Origin of the sequence: Tenacibaculum sp. E3R01 (genome assembly GCF_003318185.1) — a bacterium.
In the GTDB taxonomy this organism is placed as follows: Bacteria; Bacteroidota; Bacteroidia; order Flavobacteriales; family Flavobacteriaceae; genus Polaribacter; species Polaribacter halocynthiae.
The window spans coordinates 152,995-174,376 of sequence record NZ_QOCC01000014.1; the positions used below are offsets into that span (position 1 = coordinate 152,995).

17 protein-coding genes are annotated in these 21,382 nt (G+C 28.8%); 6 read left to right on the plus strand and 11 right to left on the minus strand.

All coding sequences use genetic code 11. From position 1 onward, the window contains the following. The first annotated feature begins 5 nt into the window (after positions 1–5). The 3 genes from DS884_RS18550 to DS884_RS03530 all read left to right on the plus strand — a co-directional run bounded on the left by DS884_RS18550 (position 6) and on the right by DS884_RS03530 (position 3,777). On the plus strand, positions 6–170 hold the full coding sequence (locus tag DS884_RS18550; protein ID WP_199488180.1) for a hypothetical protein: 165 nt from the start codon (positions 6–8) through the stop codon (positions 168–170). 225 nt (positions 171–395) lie between these two features. Further along, entirely contained in the window at positions 396–3,377 is a 2,982-nt protein-coding gene (locus DS884_RS03525; RefSeq protein ID WP_113785806.1) for a lamin tail domain-containing protein, read from the plus strand. Positions 3,378–3,558: 181 nt separating this feature from the next. Further along, positions 3,559–3,777, plus strand: coding sequence for a hypothetical protein (locus DS884_RS03530; RefSeq protein ID WP_093870603.1), 219 nt, complete (start codon positions 3,559–3,561; stop codon positions 3,775–3,777). A 67-nt stretch (positions 3,778–3,844) separates the two neighbouring features. On the opposite strand, the gene DS884_RS03535 is transcribed toward DS884_RS03530, so the two are convergent. Beyond that, the gene (locus DS884_RS03535; protein WP_113785807.1) at positions 3,845–7,498 is read right to left on the minus strand and encodes an ABC transporter permease/M1 family aminopeptidase; all 3,654 of its coding nucleotides are present in this window, start codon (positions 7,496–7,498) and stop codon (positions 3,845–3,847) included. Between the two features lie 31 nt (positions 7,499–7,529). Then, a complete protein-coding gene (locus DS884_RS03540; protein WP_113785808.1) occupies positions 7,530–8,417 on the minus strand; it encodes an ABC transporter ATP-binding protein in 888 nt (295 codons plus the stop codon). A gap of 168 nt (positions 8,418–8,585) precedes the next feature. Here DS884_RS03540 and DS884_RS03545 point away from each other — a divergent pair, with 168 nt between their 5' ends. Beyond that, positions 8,586–9,677 carry a hypothetical protein gene (locus DS884_RS03545; RefSeq protein ID WP_147239365.1) on the plus strand — a complete coding sequence of 364 codons (1,092 nt, stop codon included), beginning with the start codon at positions 8,586–8,588 and terminating at the stop codon, positions 9,675–9,677. Positions 9,678–9,739: 62 nt separating this feature from the next. On the opposite strand, the gene DS884_RS03550 is transcribed toward DS884_RS03545, so the two are convergent. The 3 genes from DS884_RS03550 to hutH form a co-directional block, all read right to left on the minus strand. After that, complete coding sequence (locus DS884_RS03550; RefSeq protein ID WP_113785810.1) at positions 9,740–10,270, minus strand: DUF4136 domain-containing protein; 531 nt, start codon at positions 10,268–10,270, stop codon at positions 9,740–9,742. Between the two features lie 82 nt (positions 10,271–10,352). Next, complete coding sequence (locus DS884_RS03555; protein ID WP_113785811.1) at positions 10,353–12,347, minus strand: urocanate hydratase; 1,995 nt, start codon at positions 12,345–12,347, stop codon at positions 10,353–10,355. Positions 12,348–12,360: 13 nt separating this feature from the next. Continuing rightward, entirely contained in the window at positions 12,361–13,848 is a 1,488-nt protein-coding gene (gene hutH, locus DS884_RS03560; RefSeq protein ID WP_093872010.1) for a histidine ammonia-lyase, read from the minus strand. Positions 13,849–13,926: 78 nt separating this feature from the next. Here hutH and DS884_RS03565 point away from each other — a divergent pair, with 78 nt between their 5' ends. Together DS884_RS03565 and DS884_RS03570 are read left to right on the plus strand one after the other, a co-directional pair. Further along, positions 13,927–14,811, plus strand: a complete 885-nt coding sequence (locus tag DS884_RS03565) for a LysR family transcriptional regulator (protein WP_093870597.1) — start codon at positions 13,927–13,929, stop codon at positions 14,809–14,811. A gap of 73 nt (positions 14,812–14,884) precedes the next feature. After that, complete coding sequence (locus tag DS884_RS03570; RefSeq protein ID WP_093870596.1) at positions 14,885–15,208, plus strand: hypothetical protein; 324 nt, start codon at positions 14,885–14,887, stop codon at positions 15,206–15,208. Here the strand turns inward: DS884_RS03570 and DS884_RS03575 are convergent. The 6 genes from DS884_RS03575 to DS884_RS03600 all read right to left on the minus strand — a co-directional run bounded on the left by DS884_RS03575 (position 15,203) and on the right by DS884_RS03600 (position 21,356). Further along, positions 15,203–15,832 carry a DUF6134 family protein gene (locus tag DS884_RS03575; protein ID WP_113785812.1) on the minus strand — a complete coding sequence of 210 codons (630 nt, stop codon included), beginning with the start codon at positions 15,830–15,832 and terminating at the stop codon, positions 15,203–15,205. The genes DS884_RS03570 and DS884_RS03575 overlap by 6 nt on opposite strands. Before the next feature lie 4 nt (positions 15,833–15,836). Further along, the gene (locus tag DS884_RS03580) at positions 15,837–18,341 is read right to left on the minus strand and encodes a DUF5686 family protein (RefSeq protein ID WP_158530814.1); all 2,505 of its coding nucleotides are present in this window, start codon (positions 18,339–18,341) and stop codon (positions 15,837–15,839) included. Positions 18,342–18,348: 7 nt separating this feature from the next. Then, the gene (locus DS884_RS03585; protein ID WP_093870593.1) at positions 18,349–19,197 is read right to left on the minus strand and encodes a sterol desaturase family protein; all 849 of its coding nucleotides are present in this window, start codon (positions 19,195–19,197) and stop codon (positions 18,349–18,351) included. A gap of 133 nt (positions 19,198–19,330) precedes the next feature. Beyond that, a complete protein-coding gene (locus tag DS884_RS03590; RefSeq protein WP_093870592.1) occupies positions 19,331–19,711 on the minus strand; it encodes a hypothetical protein in 381 nt (126 codons plus the stop codon). 172 nt (positions 19,712–19,883) lie between these two features. After that, complete coding sequence (locus DS884_RS03595) at positions 19,884–20,090, minus strand: hypothetical protein (protein WP_113785814.1); 207 nt, start codon at positions 20,088–20,090, stop codon at positions 19,884–19,886. 171 nt (positions 20,091–20,261) lie between these two features. Then, on the minus strand, positions 20,262–21,356 hold the full coding sequence (locus DS884_RS03600; protein ID WP_113785815.1) for a helix-turn-helix domain-containing protein: 1,095 nt from the start codon (positions 21,354–21,356) through the stop codon (positions 20,262–20,264). Between the last annotated feature and the right edge of the window lie 26 nt (positions 21,357–21,382).

The window sequence follows — 21,382 nt, forward strand, 5'->3', positions numbered from 1 at the left end:
TGACCATGAAAAAACAAGTTAAAAATAACGACACCGATATAACTCGTAAAGAAGCTCTTAAAAAAATAGGAAATTATGGTAAATATACAGCCCTAACAGCCTTAGGAACCTATATGTTATTAAACCCTAAAAAAGCGCAAGCACAAAGTCCTGAAGCACCAGGGTTTTAATTTTAAACCTATTAATTAAAAGTAAAATAAAAGCCTCAAGAAATTTCTTGAGGCTTTTTTATGTATCCTTTTTTTGAATCTGTTTTGTATAATAAAATTATCTTACACCAAAACAAAATATCGGATTACCACCTATAAATCAACATACTAAACACAACTTTTATTAAATAATATTTTTCTGCTAATTATTTTTTTTCTAAGTTTATAATCTGAAAAAGAAAAATTATGAAAAGAAAAAATTGCCTCGCTTATGCGATAGTTCTTCTATTGCCCTATTTTTTAATCACTTCAACCTATAGTCAACAAATTAATGATAATTTTGACAATGGTGCCATTACAGGTTGGACTCAAGGAACAAATGGTCACTGGACAAGTTCTACAACCTCTCCAATTAATGGTTCTCATTCATTAAAACATAATCTATCAAATACAGCTGGAAAAAGTTATATCAGTAAAAGTATTTCCAGTTTAGATCTAACTACACAAGATATAACTTGGCAATTCAACTTAAAAAACGGGAATTGGGATCCTTCTGGCTCCAATAAGTTTTGGATTTATTTAACTGCTAGTGAATCTAACTTAAACTCTAGTACCGTTGATGGTTATGCTATTGGGGTTAACTTAACCGGTACTTCCGACATTTTAACCTTATGGAAAGTAACAAACGGAACAGTAGATACATCTATAATTACTACCGCTATTGATTGGGATGCTAATGAAATTAAAGGTATTAAAGTTACACGAAGCACAAATGGTTTATGGAAATTATTTATTGACGAAAACGGAGGATTTGATTCTTTAGATCTTAAAGGAAGTGTTACTAACAATGATTATATTATAAAAAACTATTTTGGGATTTATTTTCAATACACTAAGTCTAGAGCTGGTTTATTATGGATCGATGACATATTAGTTGAAGGCAAAACTCCATCAACTAATCCTACTGTAAGTTTTAAAACCAGTACTAGTTCTATTAATGAAACAAACATCACTTTCAATAAACAAATACCTCTCTCATTTTCCAATTATACATCCAACGCTACAATTAATATTACAATTGACGGTAATAGCACGGCAGAAGCAACAGACTATTCATTAAATACATCTTCATTAATTTTTACTTCTAACGGAACTAAAAACATCTCTTTAGATATTAATAATGACCTTGATATGGACAATGAAACAATCATTTTAAAATTAACTATTACTAGTGGAGTTGCCGATATAAATATTAGCACTCATACTTTAGCTATAATAGATGATGATTTACCTAAAATTATTATTAATGAAATTTTAGCTGATCCAACTGGAATTGATGCAAATGGAGATGGTACAATTAGTACTTCACAAGACGAGTTTATTGAATTAGTTAACACTGACATTACCTCTCACATTCTTACAGACTACACCATTTCTGACAATAGCTCTATTAGACATACTTTTGGAAATATAACAATACCAGCTGGTGGATCTGTAGTTGTTTTTGGTGGAGGTGCTCCTACTAATATTTTTGGAATATCATTAGTTGCTTCAACAGGACGTATTAGTTTAAATAATACTGGAGATACAGTAACTTTAAAAAACAACAACGGTGTAATAATTACAACATATACCTACGGAAGTGAAGCAAATGCAGATCAATCCATTGGCAGAAATGATGATTTAACTGGCAACTTTGTAAAACATTCATTAATTACCTCCAATCCGCAAAAGGCTACACCCGGTAAATATAACACCACAGATTTACCTTTTTCTACAATAACGTGGAAAGGTGCTGTTGATTCAAACTGGAATACTTCTTCAAACTGGAGTACAGATAAAATTCCATCAACTTCTGATGAAGTTTTAATTTTAAAAACTACAAATCAGCCTACAGTTAACTCTTTTACATCTATAAAAAAAGTAACCTTAGCTTCTGGGGCTTCATTAATTGCGAATGCACACTTAAATGGAGACATAACTTATAGAAGAAGTTTAGCTACTAATAATTGGTATTTAGTCGCTTCTCCATTAAAATCAGAAACTATTGAAAACTTAATTGCTTATAATGATTTTGCTACTGGTCCAAATAAAAATATCGGCATTGCTCCATATAAAAATGATGGATCAGCCTGGAACTATCTATCAAACAACTCAACTGGAGTAATTACTTCTGGAAAAGGGTATTCTGTTAAATTAAATGTTCCTAGCGATTTAAAATTTACTGGTGAAATAAATACAGGTACCATTACTTATCCTATTACCCAAGCTACCAATAATTTTAATTTAATAGGAAATCCATTTACATCTTACATTAATCTTAGTACTTTCTTTACTGATAATTCAACTGCTTTATCTGAGGAAACAATTTGGCTATGGAATCAAGCAACTAATAGTTATGATTTAAAAATGGGCGGTATAGATGGTAGCTTTCAAATATCACCTACTCAAGGTTTTTTTGTTAGTGCTAATCATAATACCAATATTACCTTTAGTAAAACTAATCAAAGTCATCAATCTGATACCTTCCAACGAAATACAAAAACAGAAATTAATGTAACAGTAACAGAAAACAAAAATACTAAGTCAACCAAATTGTTCTATTTAAATGAAGCAACTACTGGTTTTGATAATGGTTATGACGGTACAATGTTTAATGGTATTTCTTCAAGTTTTGCAATCTATTCTCAATTAGTTAGCAATAATAAAGGCAAAAATTTTGCTATTCAATCCTTACCTATTAATAATTTAGAAACGATAATTGTTCCTATTGGTTTAAAATTTGATGCAGGAAAAACAATAGAATTTTCTGCCAAGTCTATTAACTTACCTTCTAATATTCAAGTATATTTAGAAGATAGAATTCATAATACTTTTACTAACTTATCTAAAGAAAATTATACTAGTACCCTTAAAAATAATGTCGATGGTATTGGACAATTTTACATTCATACTACTTCTCAGAAATTAAGTTCTAGTAATAATAACCAAATATTAGAAAATGTAAGTACTTACCAATCTTCTAAAAACGAAATAACAATAACTGGATTACAGTCTGATAAAGCTTCTTTAAGTCTATATACTATACTTGGCAAAAAAATAATTGAAAAAAAATTCAAATCTAATGGTAAAATAATTATTGGTATACCAAAAATAACTTCTGGAATCTACCTTATAAAAATAACCTCTAAAAACGGGTCTATCAACAAAAAGATTCATGTAAACTAACAATAAAAAAGGTTGTAAAGTATTTTATAACCTTTTTTAAACACCACTAAACAATTAAAAATCAACATTTAATCTATTTTAATTTTCATTCATCTATACTTTAAGGGAATCCATCTAATCTCCTACATAACAACCATCTTCCTTTTTTAATTTTACAATAAGAAACTTAAAAAATAATATTATGATTACTGATTTTACTCTTAAAAAATTATCTTTTGAATATGTAGCTTACGATACCCTTTTAAGCGGAATACATTATAATTTCAATCATCCAACAAAAGGCGCGTTTACAGCATTAATGCCAGATAAGTACTCAAAAATAGAAATTGACTCTGTTGATTTATCCGTTAATCTAATTTTCAACGACATTAACGATTTAAAAGAATGGGTAGCAAATTGATAATAAAAAAACAAGTGACAATTTAAAATCATCACTTGCTAAAACTTTTTACTAAATCAATTAAAACTTACAACTTCCTTCGGTTATCGTCAGATTTTGTATCAATTAATTTATTGTATGGATCAACACCTACTTCAACAGGTTTTTTATCAACTATAATAGAAATTTTATTATTAACCTTCGTAATCTTATGTTTCTTTAAATAAAGTTCTATTTCTTTTTTGTTTCCGTCAACTGTTTCTTCTCCGAAAACACCTATATCAATATAATCTTTTAAAGGAACAGATAAAATAGGCTTTTTCATTTTTTCTGTTTTATATGAAATAGTATCACCTACTTGTTCTCCATAATAACGCTTCCCTTTGTCATTATTTCTATATTTACTAACATTAAATTCAATATCAACTTGATACTTACCATTCTCTAGTTTTTTAGAAGAAACATCCACTACTCTATTTCTATATAATGTAACAGTTTCAAACATATCTTTAATAGTGTACTGTAAGCTATCAGGTACAACTTTTTGTATATAATCAACCATTTCTATAGAAGTAGTATATGGAGCATCTTGAAACTTTACTTTCTCTACATACTCTTTTAACGCTCCATTCAGTTTCTCTTCACCAATATAATCACTCAACGCATAAAATATTAACGATCCTTTTTGATAACGAATATATCCTTGCCCATCATTATACATTAATGGTTTTTCACGCTTTCGCTCCATAGTTCTTTGCGTTAAATACCCGTCTAATGATTTCTTTAAAAATTTACGCATTTCAGTTTTTCCAGCTTTATGTTCTAAAACTTTTAATGCAACATACTCAGATAAACTTTCTGATAACATGGTTGCTCCTAAAACATCAGCACCAATAACTTGATGTGCCCACCATTGGTGTGCTAATTCATGCACTGTTACAGCAAATGGGTAATCTACACCTTCATCTTTTTTATCTACATCAGCAATAAAACCAATAGATTCTGAAAAAGGTATTGTATTTGGAAAAGACTGCGCAAAAGTTCCTCCTGTTTTTGGAAACTCAATAATACGGACTTGCTTATGTTGATAAGGACTAAAGTTTTTTGAATTATAATCTAAAGATGCTTTAATTCCTTTCATCATTCTATCTAAATTATACTCATGTCCTTTTTGATAATATATTTCAAGATTTACATCATTCCATCTATCTTTCTTAATTTCATATTTTGCAGAGTTAAAAGCATAGAAATTCAATATTTTACTATCCATTTTATAATGAAAATACTTACGTCCATCTTTTACCCATTCTTTTTGTAAATACCCAGGAGCAATAGCTATTTGATCTTCATCTGTACTAACAGTAGCTTCAAAATCAATCCAATCACTATCTCCAGAAATATAGGTATTCCCTAAAGCAGTACTATCAGATGGATGTGGTTTTAAATCATTTTTAGCCAATCCATATTTCTTTCTAGTTTTATTATCCGTTAATTCTCCTCCGTCAGAATATCCAAATGAAGGATAAATTCCACTATTCATAAAAGTACCATTTCTACGAACTGGTGAATTCTTTCTGAAAAAATTATTTGGTTTATTTTTAACTGTAAAATTAAGTTCTAAACTGTCTCCTGGTTGTAATGGTGTCTTTAATTTATAAATATCAAAATTTTGAATAGTATCCTCTAACACCAAAGTTGTTGATTTATTAAATTCAAATGTACTTGGATAATTATTATGATTTAAAAACAAGCTATCTATTACCTCGTTTGTTTTATTAATCATTTTATAAGTTCCAGATGATTTAAAATCATATGTTTTTGGGAAAATATTCATATCAATATTTACAGCTACAATTCTTGGTTGTGCTTTTCCTTGATATTTTTTATAATCTTTTTCCCACTTTACTCGTAGTTGTTCACGCTCTTTTCTAGAAGTTCTTTCATTTTTTATATTGTTTTCATAATAAATCCTTCCCCCTAAGGTAAAGAATGCTATTAAAAACACTCCCAATACAGTTATAGTTTTAACTGTTAAACGGCTTTTAAAAATTGTTAATCTTTCTTTAAAAGAATGTGGTAATCCACGAACCCAAAACAAGCTAGTTAATACTAATAATACAAGTCCTCCTAATGTCCAATATCCTTTATATGTTAAATATCTTCTTAATGAAGAACCATAACCATTCATATCTGAATATCTAAAACTAGGTCCTTGATTGTATTTGAAAATTGATTGCTCTATACCTGCAAAGGTTAAAAAAGGAAGTCCAAAATTAATTACAATTAAAATAAATAACCCAACATATGGATTTCCTACCAAAGTTTGAATAAACAATGCTAACAATGCCCAAACTGCAAAATGTATAAACTGTAAAACAAACAACTCATATATATAGTGAGTAAGCTCATAATTATAAAACCCTTTATATGTTTGGTAAATAATTCCAGCAAACATAACAACTGCTAACAAAACTAACTGAACCTTTAACAATGCTATTAATTTAGACAACCACAAAACCCAGTTAGGAGTTGGTGTTACATCAATTAAATGATTTGTTTTTGCCATTTTACCTCTATGCACCAACATTCCTGCATATAAAAATGTTATAATGTTTATTGACAATGTAAATGCACCTATACCACTTTGTAACATTTTCCAAGTTACAGGCAATGTTTTAGTTCCAAATATTAACCCTGTTTCAGATAAGGTGATTATGGTTAAAATTAAACCTACTAAAACAATTGCTATAAAAGGTAATGCCTTAACTATATATTTAAAATCTATATTAGATAACTTCCACGTGTTTTTTAAGTTTTGGGTAAATGAAAAATTATAATTCACTTCTGGTAATTGAACTCTTGTTACACTTCCAAAGTTCTTCTTTGTTACCCTATCTCCTTTTTCTTTTCTGAAAAGAGACAACGTTACAGCATTTTGACTAAATGAAAATTTCTTATAAACCGTAGCAAATATTAATGTAGCAACACCTAACCAAATCAATCTATTATAAATAACAATTCCTTTAAATGGTAAAGCCGCTTCGTTTTGTTCTGCTAAGGTCCAATAACGTGTATAATAATTCAAAGCAGCATCTCCATAAGGATCAATTAAACCTGCTAAAAGCCTGTTTCCTTCTTCAGACAAAAGACTCTGCATTAACCCTTGAACAAACATTAACACTATAATAGTAATAAAACCAGCTGCTATATTTCTAGTAAAAGTTACAACTGCAAAAACAATAGCTCCAAATAATAAGGAATTTGGAATGACATATACTAAATACGAATGTAAATAGGCTCCAAAATTAAATGCATTTACTATTTCAGGATTTGTTCCTGGTAATCGAAACCCTATAACGACCCCTAATCCAATAACTAAAACAATTAAAGAAACAATTAACAAACCACTTAAAAACTTAGCAAATAAATAGCTTGCCTTTGTAAATGGATACGAATATAAAATTGAATGCATTTCACTTTTATAATCCCTAAAAATTGTAACTCCAATTATAGAAGGAAACAAGAAAAATATTAATTGAGCAGTACCAGCAAACATACCGTAAACACCAATTGGAGAATTTACAATTTTATTTCCTCCTGTAGTTACTGTTATACTATCAAAAATTCCTGCGTTTGCTGCAGCAAAAAATGTAGCTATAATGAAAAATATAGCTAGATAAATATAAAATGCTGGTTTTTTAAACCAGTAATTTATTTCGTGTTTAAATATTGTAGAAAACATATATTTTATTTTTTTATTAATTAAATAGCACTTAGGCAGTAACTGGTTCGTCTTGCTTTAATGCAATAAAATACACATCATCTAATTGTGGTGATACTGAAACAAATTTCTCCGATGGTTTATCATCGGCAAACACACGTATATTCAACGTATTATCTTGATTATAATTTGATGATAAAACATTAAAAGTAGCTTCATGCTTTTCTAAATCATCTCTATCAATAATCTTAGTCCAAATTTTCCCTTCTATTTCTTTTGTTGATTCTATTGGAGTAGTATGTTTTAAAATACGCCCACCATTTAAGATGGCCATTTCATTACACAACTCTTTTACATCTTCAACAATATGTGTAGAAAAAATTACGGTTGAATTGGTTCCTACTTCACGTAAAACATTCAAAAAACGATGACGTTCTGCTGGATCTAAACCTGCTGTAGGCTCATCAACAATAATTAACTTAGGATTGTTTAATAATAATTGAGCAATTCCAAATCGTTGCTTCATTCCTCCTGAATATCCTGCTACGTATTTTTTCCTTACCTCATATAAATTAGTTATTTCTAAAACCTCTTTAACAATTTTTTGTCTATCAGATTTTGAACTAATTCCTTTTAACGTTGCAAAATAATCTAACAAATCTTCAGCTGACATTTTAGGATATACTCCAAAAGACTGTGGTAAGTACCCTAACATTTTTCTAAATGTCATTTGATTTTCTAACACATTAATTCCATCAAAAGAAATACTTCCAGAATCTGGACTCTGCAGTGTTGCTATTGTTCTCATTAATGATGATTTCCCAGCTCCATTAGGCCCTAAAAGACCAAACATCCCTGTTCCTATCTCTAAATTTAAATTATCAATAGCTTTTACCCCGTTTTTATAGGTTTTAGTTAAGTTTTTTATAACTAATCTCATAATTATCTGATTTAGTTGATTTTATTTAGTTTCTATGTTAGAAGCTTTAAAAGCTATTTTGTTACAAAAAAAAAGCTCTTTTCGGAAAAAATTTTTATTCATACGGAAACAATATCCTTTAGATTTTATTTAAAAATGGAATATTCGTAGCAAATAAAATATACTATTATGAAAAAATTATTTCTATTACCTATTATTTACTGTATGTTAATAATGGGATGCCAAACAACAGACTCTGATGTTTTGGATAACGAAAAAAAAGAAACATTAACTGTTCAACAACGATCGGAAAATATCCCTCTTATAAGAAAGGTTTCTGCCACTTTTAATAAAGTTGTTCAAAACGAAGAGGCCTGGAAAAAAATACAAGCTTTTGTTACTGAAGATCATGTTATACTTAAAAGTAACAATGTTTTTGAAGATCATTTTATAATGAATGCCAAATTGGTAATTGAAGATGATATCATCTTCAGAGCAGAAACGATAAAAGATGATGTTTTACCTAAATCATCGTTAAAGGAGGTATTTATTAATACTTATAGTTCTCTTTATCCTGAAGACAATATTAATTACACAACTATTTTAAAACAATTACCAAAACTTCATTTTGGAATACCAGTTTCAGCATTAAAAAATTATGATACATGGAAAGAAAACGGATTTCCTGTATTAGCAAAAAGCTACGATGCAAACAATAATAAGTTAGAGAAGGTTAACAAAGAAGAAGCTATTAAGCTAATAGGTATTGATAACTTTAATAAGCTTACTGAAAAATCAAAAGAGCCTTATGAAAGTTATTACGCATCTAAATCAGATGTTGTTATTGCAATAATAGCTATTGCTACAAGAAAAAAACAAGGAAACATTATAACTATTAAAGATGATAAAACGTCTATTGCTTCATTTGAAATCAATGACGAAAAACATTACAATGAATTGATTGTTAATGATGGTAATGAAACCTTTGCTTTTGCACAAAATAATATGATGCAACAAACTTACATCGATTTACCAAATGGATGTAATGGTTATTATTCATTTATATGTGGAAGTGATAAAATGAATACATATACCCAACAAATGCAAAAATTAGCAAATGATACCTGTAACACTATTTGGAGATGTATTCCTTGCTGTGACCCTTATACTGGAGGAATTAATTATTACGCAATGATTTTTGAACCAAATTCTATAAAGTGTAAAAAAACAATGGATTACTTACAAGTATTAAGTATGTACTCATTAGAGGTTAACTATTAATTTAAAATTAAAAAGAGGAGTTTGAAACATTTCAAAACTCCTCTTTCATCCCCTAAAAAAAATTATTTATTTTGGCTTCCTGGTGGATATTTAGCCATTATTTCTTTTACAAATTCTTTAATTCGAGCTTCTTTTCGCTCTACGTTACTTACACTTAAAGCTCCAGTACCAATACCCTGCCAAACCAACTCTTTCTTACCCGCGTCTAATAAATCTATAAATAAAGTTCCTTCGGTGTGTTGTGATACCCTCATTAGACTTGGTCCATAATACCATGGATACCAAAATCCTCCAAAACGATTATCATTTACATTAATTCGTTCTCTTGATTTTGTAAATAAACTAACTAGAACATCTGGTGAAGATGATTTCTTCATTCCTTTCGCTATTAATTCAGCTTCAATAGCACGCATTATACGTTTTTTATCAAGATCAGAAATTGGCGCTTTATCAATACCTTTTTTATAAAAAGCAAATGTTTTGTATTTAGAAAAATCTACTTTGGTATCGTAATCTGTAGTAACTCTTACTGAGACACAAGAAACAGCTAGTAAAGCTATGATAGGTAAGAATAGTAATTTAGATAGTTTCATTTTTTATAGAATTTAGAGTTTCAAGCATTATAGCATTCATTAGTTAAAATTGCTTAACTTGAAACTCTAATTCTTGAAACTGTTACACATTTTCAAACAGTGCGTCATCTACTATATTTGGAAGCGTTACTTGTAATTTTTTCTCAACTTCCATAGCTCTTTTAATTGCAAAAATAGCTTCATCATTTCTTGCCCAACTCCTTCTTGCTATTCCATTATTTACATCCCAAAAAAGCATAGATTGTAAACGACGTGATGCTTCCTTAGAACCATCAAGAAGCATGCCAAAACCTCCATTTATTACTTCACCCCAGCCAACACCACCTCCATTGTGGATTGATACCCAAGTAGCTCCTCTAAAACTATCTCCAATTACATTCTGTATTGCCATATCAGCTGTAAAACGAGACCCATCATAAATATTTGAAGTTTCTCGGTACGGAGAATCAGTACCTGATACATCATGATGATCACGCCCCAATACAACTGGCCCTATTTTTCCTTTTTTAATAGCTTTATTAAAGGCTTCTGCTATTTTCATTCTTCCTTCTGCATCAGCATATAAAATACGTGCTTGCGAACCTACTACTAATTTATTTTCTTGCGCTCCTTTAATCCACTGAATATTATCAGCCATTTGTTGTTGAATTTCAATAGGCGACTTTTTCTTTATCTTTTCTAAAACTTTACAAGCAATAGCGTCTGTTTTTGCTAAATCTTCTGGCTTTCCTGATGTACATACCCAACGGAATGGACCAAATCCATAATCAAAACACATAGGCCCCATAATGTCTTGTACATAACTAGGATACTTAAACTCACGACCAATTGTTGGATTAGAACTCATAACATCAGCTCCTGCTCTACTTGCTTCCAATAAAAAAGCATTTCCATAGTCAAAAAAGTAAGTACCTTTTTCTGTATGCTTATTTATAGCAGCTGCATGACGACGTAAAGTTGACTGAACTTTATCTTTAAACTCTTCAGGTTTATTTGCCATCATTTCATTTGCATCTTCAAATGAAATATCTACTGGATAATATCCTCCAGCCCAAGGATTATGCAATGATGTTTGATCAGAACCTAAATCAATATGGATATTTTCTTCGTCAAATTTTTCCCATACTTCAACAATATTACCTAAATATGCTATTGAAATAACTTCTTTATTTTCTTTAGCTAAACGAACTCTTGAAACCAATTGATCTAAATCAGTAATTTTTTCATCAATCCACCCTTGATCTAAACGTACTTGAGTAATTTTAGGATTTACCTCAGCACAAACTGTAATACAACCAGCTATATTTCCTGCTTTAGGTTGCGCTCCACTCATACCACCTAACCCAGCAGTTACAAATAAATTCCCTTTAGGTTCTTTTTTTATTTTACGAAAACCATTTAATACAGTAATAGTTGTTCCATGAACAATACCCTGAGGACCAATATACATATAACTTCCAGCAGTCATTTGTCCATATTGTGTAACTCCTAACGCATTAAACTTTTCCCAATCATCTGGTTGTGAATAATTCGATATCATCATACCATTGGTAACAACTACTCTAGGTGCATCTTTATGAGAGGGAAATAATCCCATAGGGTGACCAGAATACATAGTTAACGTTTGTTTATCGGTCATTTCCGATAAATATTTCATTGTTAATAGGTATTGTGCCCAATTAGAAAATACTGCACCGTTACCACCATAAGTAATTAATTCATGTGGATGTTGAGCTACTGCATAATCCAAATTATTCTGAATCATTAACATGATTGACTTTGCCTGAGTAGATTTCCCTGGATACTCTTTAATATCACGAGCATGCATTTTGTATGTTGGACGAAAACGATACATATAAATACGACCATATTTCTCTAACTCTTCCTTAAATTCTGGTAATAATACTTCGTGATGTTTTTTATCAAAATAACGTAATGCATTTTTTAGCGCTAATTTTTTTTCTTCAGCAGTTAAAATATCTTTACGCTTTGGTGCTCTATTTATTGACGAATCATAAATTGGCATTTCTGGTAATTCACTAGGAATTCCTTGTTTTATTTGTTCTTTAAATGTCATCATAATGTCTTTTTTAAGCTACTTTAAACTTTTGATTTTTAACCATATTTATTAATGCATTAATATCATCTTTCAATACTCTATCATCTTCTAACTTTGCTACTTCACTTCTAATTAACTTAAAATTATCTTCTATGATAGGTGAAAAAGTATTCGGTCTTCTAAAGTCCATAGCTTGTGCAGCATACATAAACTCAATTGCAAATATTTTATCAATGTTTCCTAGAATTTGATTGAATTTACGTCCAGAAATACTCCCCATAGAAACATGATCTTCTTGTCCTAATGAGGTTGGAACACTATCAGCTGATGGAGGGAAACACAATGATTTATTTTCAGTTACTAAAGCTGCTGTAGTATATTGAGGAATCATAAAACCTGAATTTAATCCACCGGCTTCGGTAAGTAATCTTGGTAATCCATACTTTCCTTCTAAAAGTAGATAACATCGTCTATCTGCTATATTTCCTAATTCAGATGCTGCAATTGAAGCATAATCTAATGCCATTGCTAAAGGTTGCCCATGAAAATTCCCTCCAGATATCGCCTCCGTTTCACTTAAAACTATAGGGTTATCTGTAACCGAATTCATCTCTATTTCTGCCAAATCATTTAAATGAAAATATGCATTTCTAGAAGCCCCATGAACCTGAGGCATACAACGGATTGAATATGGGTCTTGTACTCTAGGAAAACTTGTATCTTCTACGTTTTGAGAATCTTTTAATAACATTCGCATACGTTCAGCAACTTTTAAATTTCCTTTAAATGGTCGAATTTGATGTAACTCTTCTTTAAATGGTGATACATTACCTGAATACCCTTCTAAACTCATAGCTCCAGCTACATCAGCTAAATCTAAAAGGTATTCCATCTTTTTTAAACCTAAAATAGCGTGTGCTAAAATAAATTGTGTTCCATTTATTAAACCTAAACCTTCTTTAGCTTCTAATACTAAAGGCTCCAAATTATTTTTAGCTAATACTCCTTTAGCTGGTTGTATTGTATCTTCAACCCAAAATTCACCTTCACCTAATAGTGGTAAAAAAAGATGTGATAATGGAGCTAAATCTCCTGAAGCTCCAACTGAACCTTGCTCAGGAACAACTGGTAATAAATCATTTTCAATAAAATAAACGATACGTTCAATCATTTCTATACGTACTCCAGAGAATCCTTGACATAATGCTTGTACTTTACAAATCATCATTATCTTAGATAGCTTTTTATCAATTGGATTCCCTACTCCAACAGCATGTGTAATTAGTAAATTTTCTTGTAACTTACTCGTTTCTTGAGGTGTAATTTGCACATCACATAATGGTCCAAAACCTGTATTTATACCATAGATAGCTGCATCAGAATTTGCCATTGTATCTACCTTCTTCCTACATACATCTACTTTGCTCTTAGCTTCTGCTGTTATACCTGCTTTTAAAGTTCCTTCGGCAATTGCAATTACTTTATTTACCGTTAACTGATCTATTCCGTATTTAAACATGTCTTTTATTTCATTTTTTACAAAGTTATTTTTATTTTTGATAACCAACAATATCATCTTTATCATTAAATAATAACCATGAGTTATCAAATAGAATTAAGACATTTTCGTTACTTCTTAGCTGTAGCTGAAGATTTACACTTTAGGAAAGCTGCCGAACGCCTTTTTATATCTCAACCAGGATTAAGCAGACAAATTAAACAAATGGAAGAAGATTTAGACATACAACTGTTTGTTAGGCACAATAGAAAAGTACAATTAACCCCTGTTGGTATGTATTTAAAAACTGAATTAACTAGGAACCTAAAAAACCTTGATTATATTTTAAACTATGCTAAGCTATTACAAGAAGGTAAACATGGTCAATTAAAATTTGGATATGTAGGTTCGGCTATGCAAGAGATTATTCCTAATTTGTTAATTCGCTTTAAAAAAGAACATCCTAATGTTCAATTTGGACTAAAAGAAATGGATAATGATAAACAAATTGATAGCTTATTATCTCAAGATATTGATGTTGGCTTTGTAAGATTAGATCGTGTACCTAGAGGCTTAGTTATTAAACCTATTTTAAAAGAATCTTTCTGCTTAGTATTACCTAAAAACCATCCAATTAATTCAGATACTTTTAAAAATTTAAATCAATTAAAAGACGAATCTTTTATATTATTTGATCCCTCTTATAGCCCCTCTTATTATGAAAAGGTAATGCAAATATTTGATGATAGTGATTTTACTCCAATTATTTCTCATAATACCATACATGCTGCCTCAATATATAAATTAGTTGAAAATAACTTTGGCTTATCTATTGTTCCTAAATCTCTTCAACATGGATATGCTATGGGTGTAAAATTTATTGAACTTACCAATATTTCACAACGCACTACTTTATCTATTATATGGAATAAAAATAACAGAAATCCTATAGTAACTTCATTTCTTGAAAAAACAACTTCATAGATGATTTGAGATTCTTATACTATATTATAAAATTCATTATTTTTACAAACTCAAGAAATGTTGTAATACAACCATGATTTTTATATCAAAACATATAATACCTAAAGGCTTTATTGGTCTAACTTTATACCCTTTTATATTTTTAAAAAGGAAGGACTTAAGATATAATTACGAGCTTGTAAATCATGAAAAAATTCATTTAAAACAACAACAAGAATTACTTATTATTTTCTTTTTTTTATTTTACGCTATTGAATGGTTAATTAAGTTAATTATATACAAAAACAAACACTTAGCATATAAAAACTTAAGTTTTGAACGAGAAGCTTACTGTAATGAAACTAATTTATATTATTTAGAAGAGCGTAAATTATGGGCTTTTTTAAGTTATTTATAATTTACCTACTAGTTTTTGCTTATTCTTTGACTTTAATATCATTTCAAAATTAAATAATGTTTTTCTAACAATACATTTTTCCATAATACCTTCATCATTATAAATGTAAGTATCTATATGCCTACTTCTAGGATTTATTAACTCAAACTCATTAACCTTTATTTTTTTTATTTTTTTATAAAAACCTCCAACCTCTTCAAATACTTTTTCTTTGTCTTTTGGTTTATAATACGTTAACATAATAGTACTTAAATGTATTGGTTTTGTATGTTTTGTTTTTTCTCCGTCAGTAATAATATTATATGTACTATTTAAATATTCTAGTGTTGATTTCTCTCGTATTTTTCCATTCTTTTTCACTTCATAAAAACTCTTTTTTAAAACATTATTTTCATATAATGTTTTCATTATAGTACTTATTTCTTTTTTTCCAAAAAAACGAATTATTGATAATGAATTTGTTGAATATTCTATCTTAGTTCCTTTTATAGTTCTGTTAGCTATAACAGTACCAATTGTTTTTCCAAAAACGTTTACATCATATTTATATTCTTGAGCTACGAGCACGTTACAACCTATAAATAAAGCCAATAACCATAAAATTACACTTACTTTATTTTTCATATTTCTAAAATGAAGTTTTAAACCCTACTCTTATTCCAAATTTTGGACTCTCTGGACCATTCACATTTTTAAAATCTCCTCTCCAAATAAAATCTACTCGTAATGGCCTTAAATTACCATACCCAATATTCTCAATACCAAAGCCGTATTCAAAATATGGTTTTCTGTTTGGTGCTACATATTTAATTGACGATCTATTTATTTTTTTATTTCTTTTTGAAATACTGCCATACACAGTTCTAAAAGTAAGCAGACTACGCAACCCTAATTTTTTAATTAGTGGAATTCGATTCATCAATAAACCATTAAAATGTTGTTCAAAATGACCTTCAACTGAACTATCAGCAACAAAATCATAATAATCTAGTAAAGCAAAAGTATTAGGTGTTAAAAAGTACGTTTGATTTGATGGTACTGCTGTTAATACAGAAAGTGGTGTTTTACCAAAAGTTTTAGCTACAATTAATGTTGGGTCAAATACTCCAAACTTACCAACAGGCAATGGATGATTATATAATATTGATAATTTTTCATAATCTACATTCCCTCCAAAAATTCCTTTATAAGCTTTCTTATAATTTATCAACAACTTAGGGTGTAACTTTGTTCCTAGCTGTCTATCTACTCCAAACCCTTCTGTTACTCTACCTGGTTGATAATTTAAGTAAAAATCAGAATAAACATCATTAGTTACGTTTATTGTTTTATTATTTTTTTGATTAAAAAATGCCATTGAGAAACGATCAGGGTCAGCTGAAATAATTTTTTCATGAGCAAACTTAATTCCCATGTTAAAGTTGTTTACTATTTCTACATCAAATCGAAACATTTTCTTTTTAACTTTTGCTAAAAAATAATTATCACCTCTTACAAAAATTGCTTTTGGTCCTTTATCTGGTTGAGGTATTAAGTTTCTTTCATTAAACTTTGTAAAACCCATTTGCTCAACATCATCTATGTAAGCAGCTCCAACAGTAATTCTAGGCTGAGACGAAAGTAAATACCTTGCTTCTAAACCAAACTTTATTTTTTTATCTTTAAAACCATAAGCCCCATGCCCTAAAATTCTAAAACGATCATTGTTTGTTTTAAAAGTTCTAAAACCTAAACGTAAACGTACACCTTCAATATCATTTTTTGCTGTTGTTGTGAATAAATTACCTAATTGTATTCCTGTAATTGGTGTAAAATATCCATCTGATATAGTATAAATGGTTCCTGTAATTTTTTTTATTTTACCACTTGTCTTTATTTTATTTACAAGTTGAAATGTTTCATTAATTTTTTCATCTTGTTTTCTTTTCCAATAACTAGCTTCTTTTTTATATTGATTCCCTCTTTTTTGAACTATTTTAACATCATAAAAATCAGTTGATTTTTCGTGATCAAAAACATATTTTGAAAACTTTTCGTTCTTCACTAAATATATTCCCTTTTCTTTTTTGTTCTTTGTTAAAAAAGTAAATTCTCCTTTGTATGTGTTTGTTTTTGGTAAGTAAATACTGTCATTTTTTAAAAGGAATGTTTTTCTAATAGATAAATCTCTAACGAAATTTAAGTTAACATTTTTTAATATTTCCATTTCAATTGAAGTAAGAGCAAAACTTTTATCGACTACTTTTAAGTGACCTTTAAAAACTAAATCTCCTTTTTGTCGAGGAAAAAAATGGATTGTATATTCTTTTCTATTATTTACTATTGAGCTATCTGACAAAACATAATCATAACTTCCAAAACCTGATGTAGAAATTGGACTAACAAATGTTTTATCTAAAATATAAATATCGTCATTATACACATCTATTTCTTTAAAAATAGTAGTTGCTCTATCTACATACTTTCCTAATTGATGGATTCCTATTTTACGTTCTCCTTCAATATCTCTCCGTATTTTACCCAGTGAATTATTCCCATAAACTTTTTCACTTTTTTCAATTAACTCTACTGGAATATAATAGGTGTTATTTTCATAATTCTTTTGAACATAGTTTTTCATTTTATTAAATTTATTACGTAAAACTTTACGCATAAATAAACTATCCATATTTCCAAAACCTAATTCTCTTGAACTGTATTGGTTATACTGATAGGCTTTCACTAAAGAAAGTCCGTTTTTTTTCTTTCTTCTCCAAATCTCTTTTAAAATACGAAAAGCTGGGTTCTTTTGTTTTTTCAGTCTTTTTTTAGGTTGTTTTACAATAATAACCTCATCTAACGTAGTACTATCTTCTTTTAAAACTACTTTGATTTTATTAATCTTACTTTTTAATAATATTTCTTGTGATTCAAACCCTAAAAAAACAATTGAAATTATTGAAAAATTCTTTGAACTTTGTATATAAAACTCTCCCTCTTCATTCGTGGTTGTACCAGTTGTAGATCCTTTAAAAAAAACATTCACATAAGGTAAAGGCTCTTTATTTTCATCTAAAACTACTCCACTAACTTTTGTTTGGCTCCATAATGTTGAACATAATAGAACAAATACTATTGTTAATATTCCCTTCACTATAAAACTACTTTACGGTTTTTAATTTGTTTTTTTTGTAAATAGGATTTGTTGAATGAACCCTGTTTCCATCAAATGGACGAGTTATTAAGTTTTTGAAATCTTTATTTTCTTCCACATTCATATTGGTATCTATGCCATGAACAATTTCTGATTGTTTCATTTTACTAAATGTAGAAAAAACACGATCCCAGATTGAAAAAATGTCTCCATAATTACTATCAGTTTGTGGTAATACATAATGATGGTGTATATGATGAGTATTTGGGGTTACAAAAATTAATGATATTATCGCATTATAACGATCTGGTAATTTAGCCTTTGAGTGTGATGTTAAATTAATAAAACTTTGAATAAACTGTTTAATTAACAAGAACTGTACTGGTACTCCTAAAATGAAAACTATACCTATTAAAAAACTTACTCTTACTGTTGTTTCACCTGGGTGTTCTCTTACTGTTGTTGAAATATCTACATCCATGTCGCTATGATGTACTTGATGGAATCTCCAAAAAAAAGGAACTCTATGCATCATTACATGATACCAATAGTCAAAAAAATCTATACAAATAAAAGCCACCAAAAAATGAGCTATAGAGAACTCATTTAATGGTAACTGATAAACAAGCCCCCATTGTTTATCTTGTGTCCAATTTGCAACAATAAAAACAATAGTAGAAAGTGCTAATTGAACTGGTAGCACAAAAATTATAAACTTTGCATTTAACAAAGAATGCAAGGCTTTCTTTTTTACTTTTTCAGAAAATAAAATCAGCTCTAAGCCCCAAAAGAAAAAAATAATTAAGGCATAGGCGATTAACTGTAAAACCAAAGGGTTTTCATTAAGTATTGACATAGTAGGTTTTTTATACGATTATAACTTATTTAGTTTGGTTGATTGATAGTTATAATTCTCTACGCTATATTTTTATATAAAATAGCGATAGCTAGTGTAATTTAAATTTAGGATTGAACTAAATAGAAGTAAATTATTTAGTTACTTTTTCATAATATAAAGTAATAACACCTTCTTCAGTTTTTAAATTCAAAACCATATTTTTAGTAGTAAAGGTTTTAATTTTAAAAATTGTGCTTTCGTTATTTACATCGATTTCAATTTTATTAGCTGCTTTATCTATTTTAAATTTACCCGTAACTTTTTCACCTAAAAATCCCGTAAACTTATTTGGTTTTGTATATTCTTGATACGCTTCTGCTACTCCAAAAACTTCTAAAGGGCTTCCTTTTTGCCCCATCATTCCAACTTCTTTCAACTTCCATTTCCCAATGATTTGAGTTGAAATTTCTTGGCTAAATGCTGAACCACATCCTAACCATAACAAGATAATTACTATTGCTTTTTTTTTCATTTTTTATATATTAAATTAATATTCATTTTTCCTTATTACTAATGCATATTTTAAAGTAACAACATAGGATCAACAGTCAGCAAAGAAACGCTGAATCAATAAAAAAAATGGATTTAATCAGTCCGAGAACACGTACCCGGACACTTTAACACCTATATAAGTAACCAATAACTCATAGATTTCTTTTTTTAAAGTTTATAGTATAAAACCCATAGTTATATGTTGCAATTTCTTTTGAAGTATTCAATATTATATTACCACTCCATAAGTTTTCTATTGAAATTTCCTCTTTAACAAACACCTTTACTTTATAACTATTTTGTAGTACATGAATTATAAAAGTAAATACATCAAATAACACATCAGAACATATTTTCATTTGTTATATAGTTTTAAATTACATGACAAAACTATTTAGGAATAGAAGTATATTTTCACCTAAAACGATGAAACTGGATTTTTTTCGATAAGCCTGTAAAAAAGAGTATTCAAATGATATAAGTATCACTTATTCAACATTTAAATTTCTTTGTCTTTAATAAAAGTAGATTTAATTTAAATCCGCAACCGATTTTAATTTGTTTTTATATTCACTTGGAGTAACACATTCTGAATCTTTAAACGCTTTATAAAAAGTTGATTTAGAAGAAAACCCTGCTTCTTTAGCTAATCCTAGTATAGAATATTGCTTTGCTTTTTCAGAATTAATCAATTTTTTAAATTCTGTAATACGAAACTGGTTTATAAAATGATGAAAATTCTTTTTTGCACACAAATTTATTAAACTAGACAACTCTCTTTCCTTTAAAGCTAACAACTCAGATAATAATTTTATGGTCAAATTAGGATTCGTAAAATACTTTTCTTTTTGTATTTCATTACAAAGTTCTACATACTTTAAATCTTCTAAACTTTCATCAATTTTAATATTTCCTTTAATAATTTCTCTTGGAATTTCGATTTCTGAAACTTCTTCTACATGTGCTATTTGTTGAAAACCATTATAACCAACCCAGTATACAATAAAAAAAGTAACTCCAGTTACTATAAAATCTATACTATTTTCTAAAAACTGATTCTCTTCATTAATAAATAACATGCCACAAACAAACATAAATACATGCAGGCATACAATTGTAATCATTATCACTTTAATCCATGAAAGTGTTTTATTCTCTACATAAGAATAGTAACTCTCTAACCGTTCCTTAAACTTTCTTAATTTATAAAAACTAATAATTAGTAATGGTATGTTTATTAGTAAGTATACTAACTCATATAAAACCTCTTCTAATTCAGAATCTTTATATGAGAAAAGATTTAAAAATATTCCAGGAACATACAAAAGCAACCACCACAAAGCCTTTTTATCTTTACTTATTGTAACCAAATAAAGAAATAACGATGGAATTATGAATAGATATGTATTTAGTTTTATAGATAAATGGCTAAATAAATTGAACAGCTCTTTATCTTTTAAAAAGTCATTAAATATATCAATGCTTAAACTCCACAAAAAAAGAATTAAAAAAATATTCCTGGCTTGATTTTTTATTTTTAATGTTAAAAACAAAAAACCAATCATAACTCCTGCAAATGCGGCTAATAAACTTACAAATATTGTTAGCTGTTCTAAAATTCCCATATTAATTTAACAAAATATAAATATTA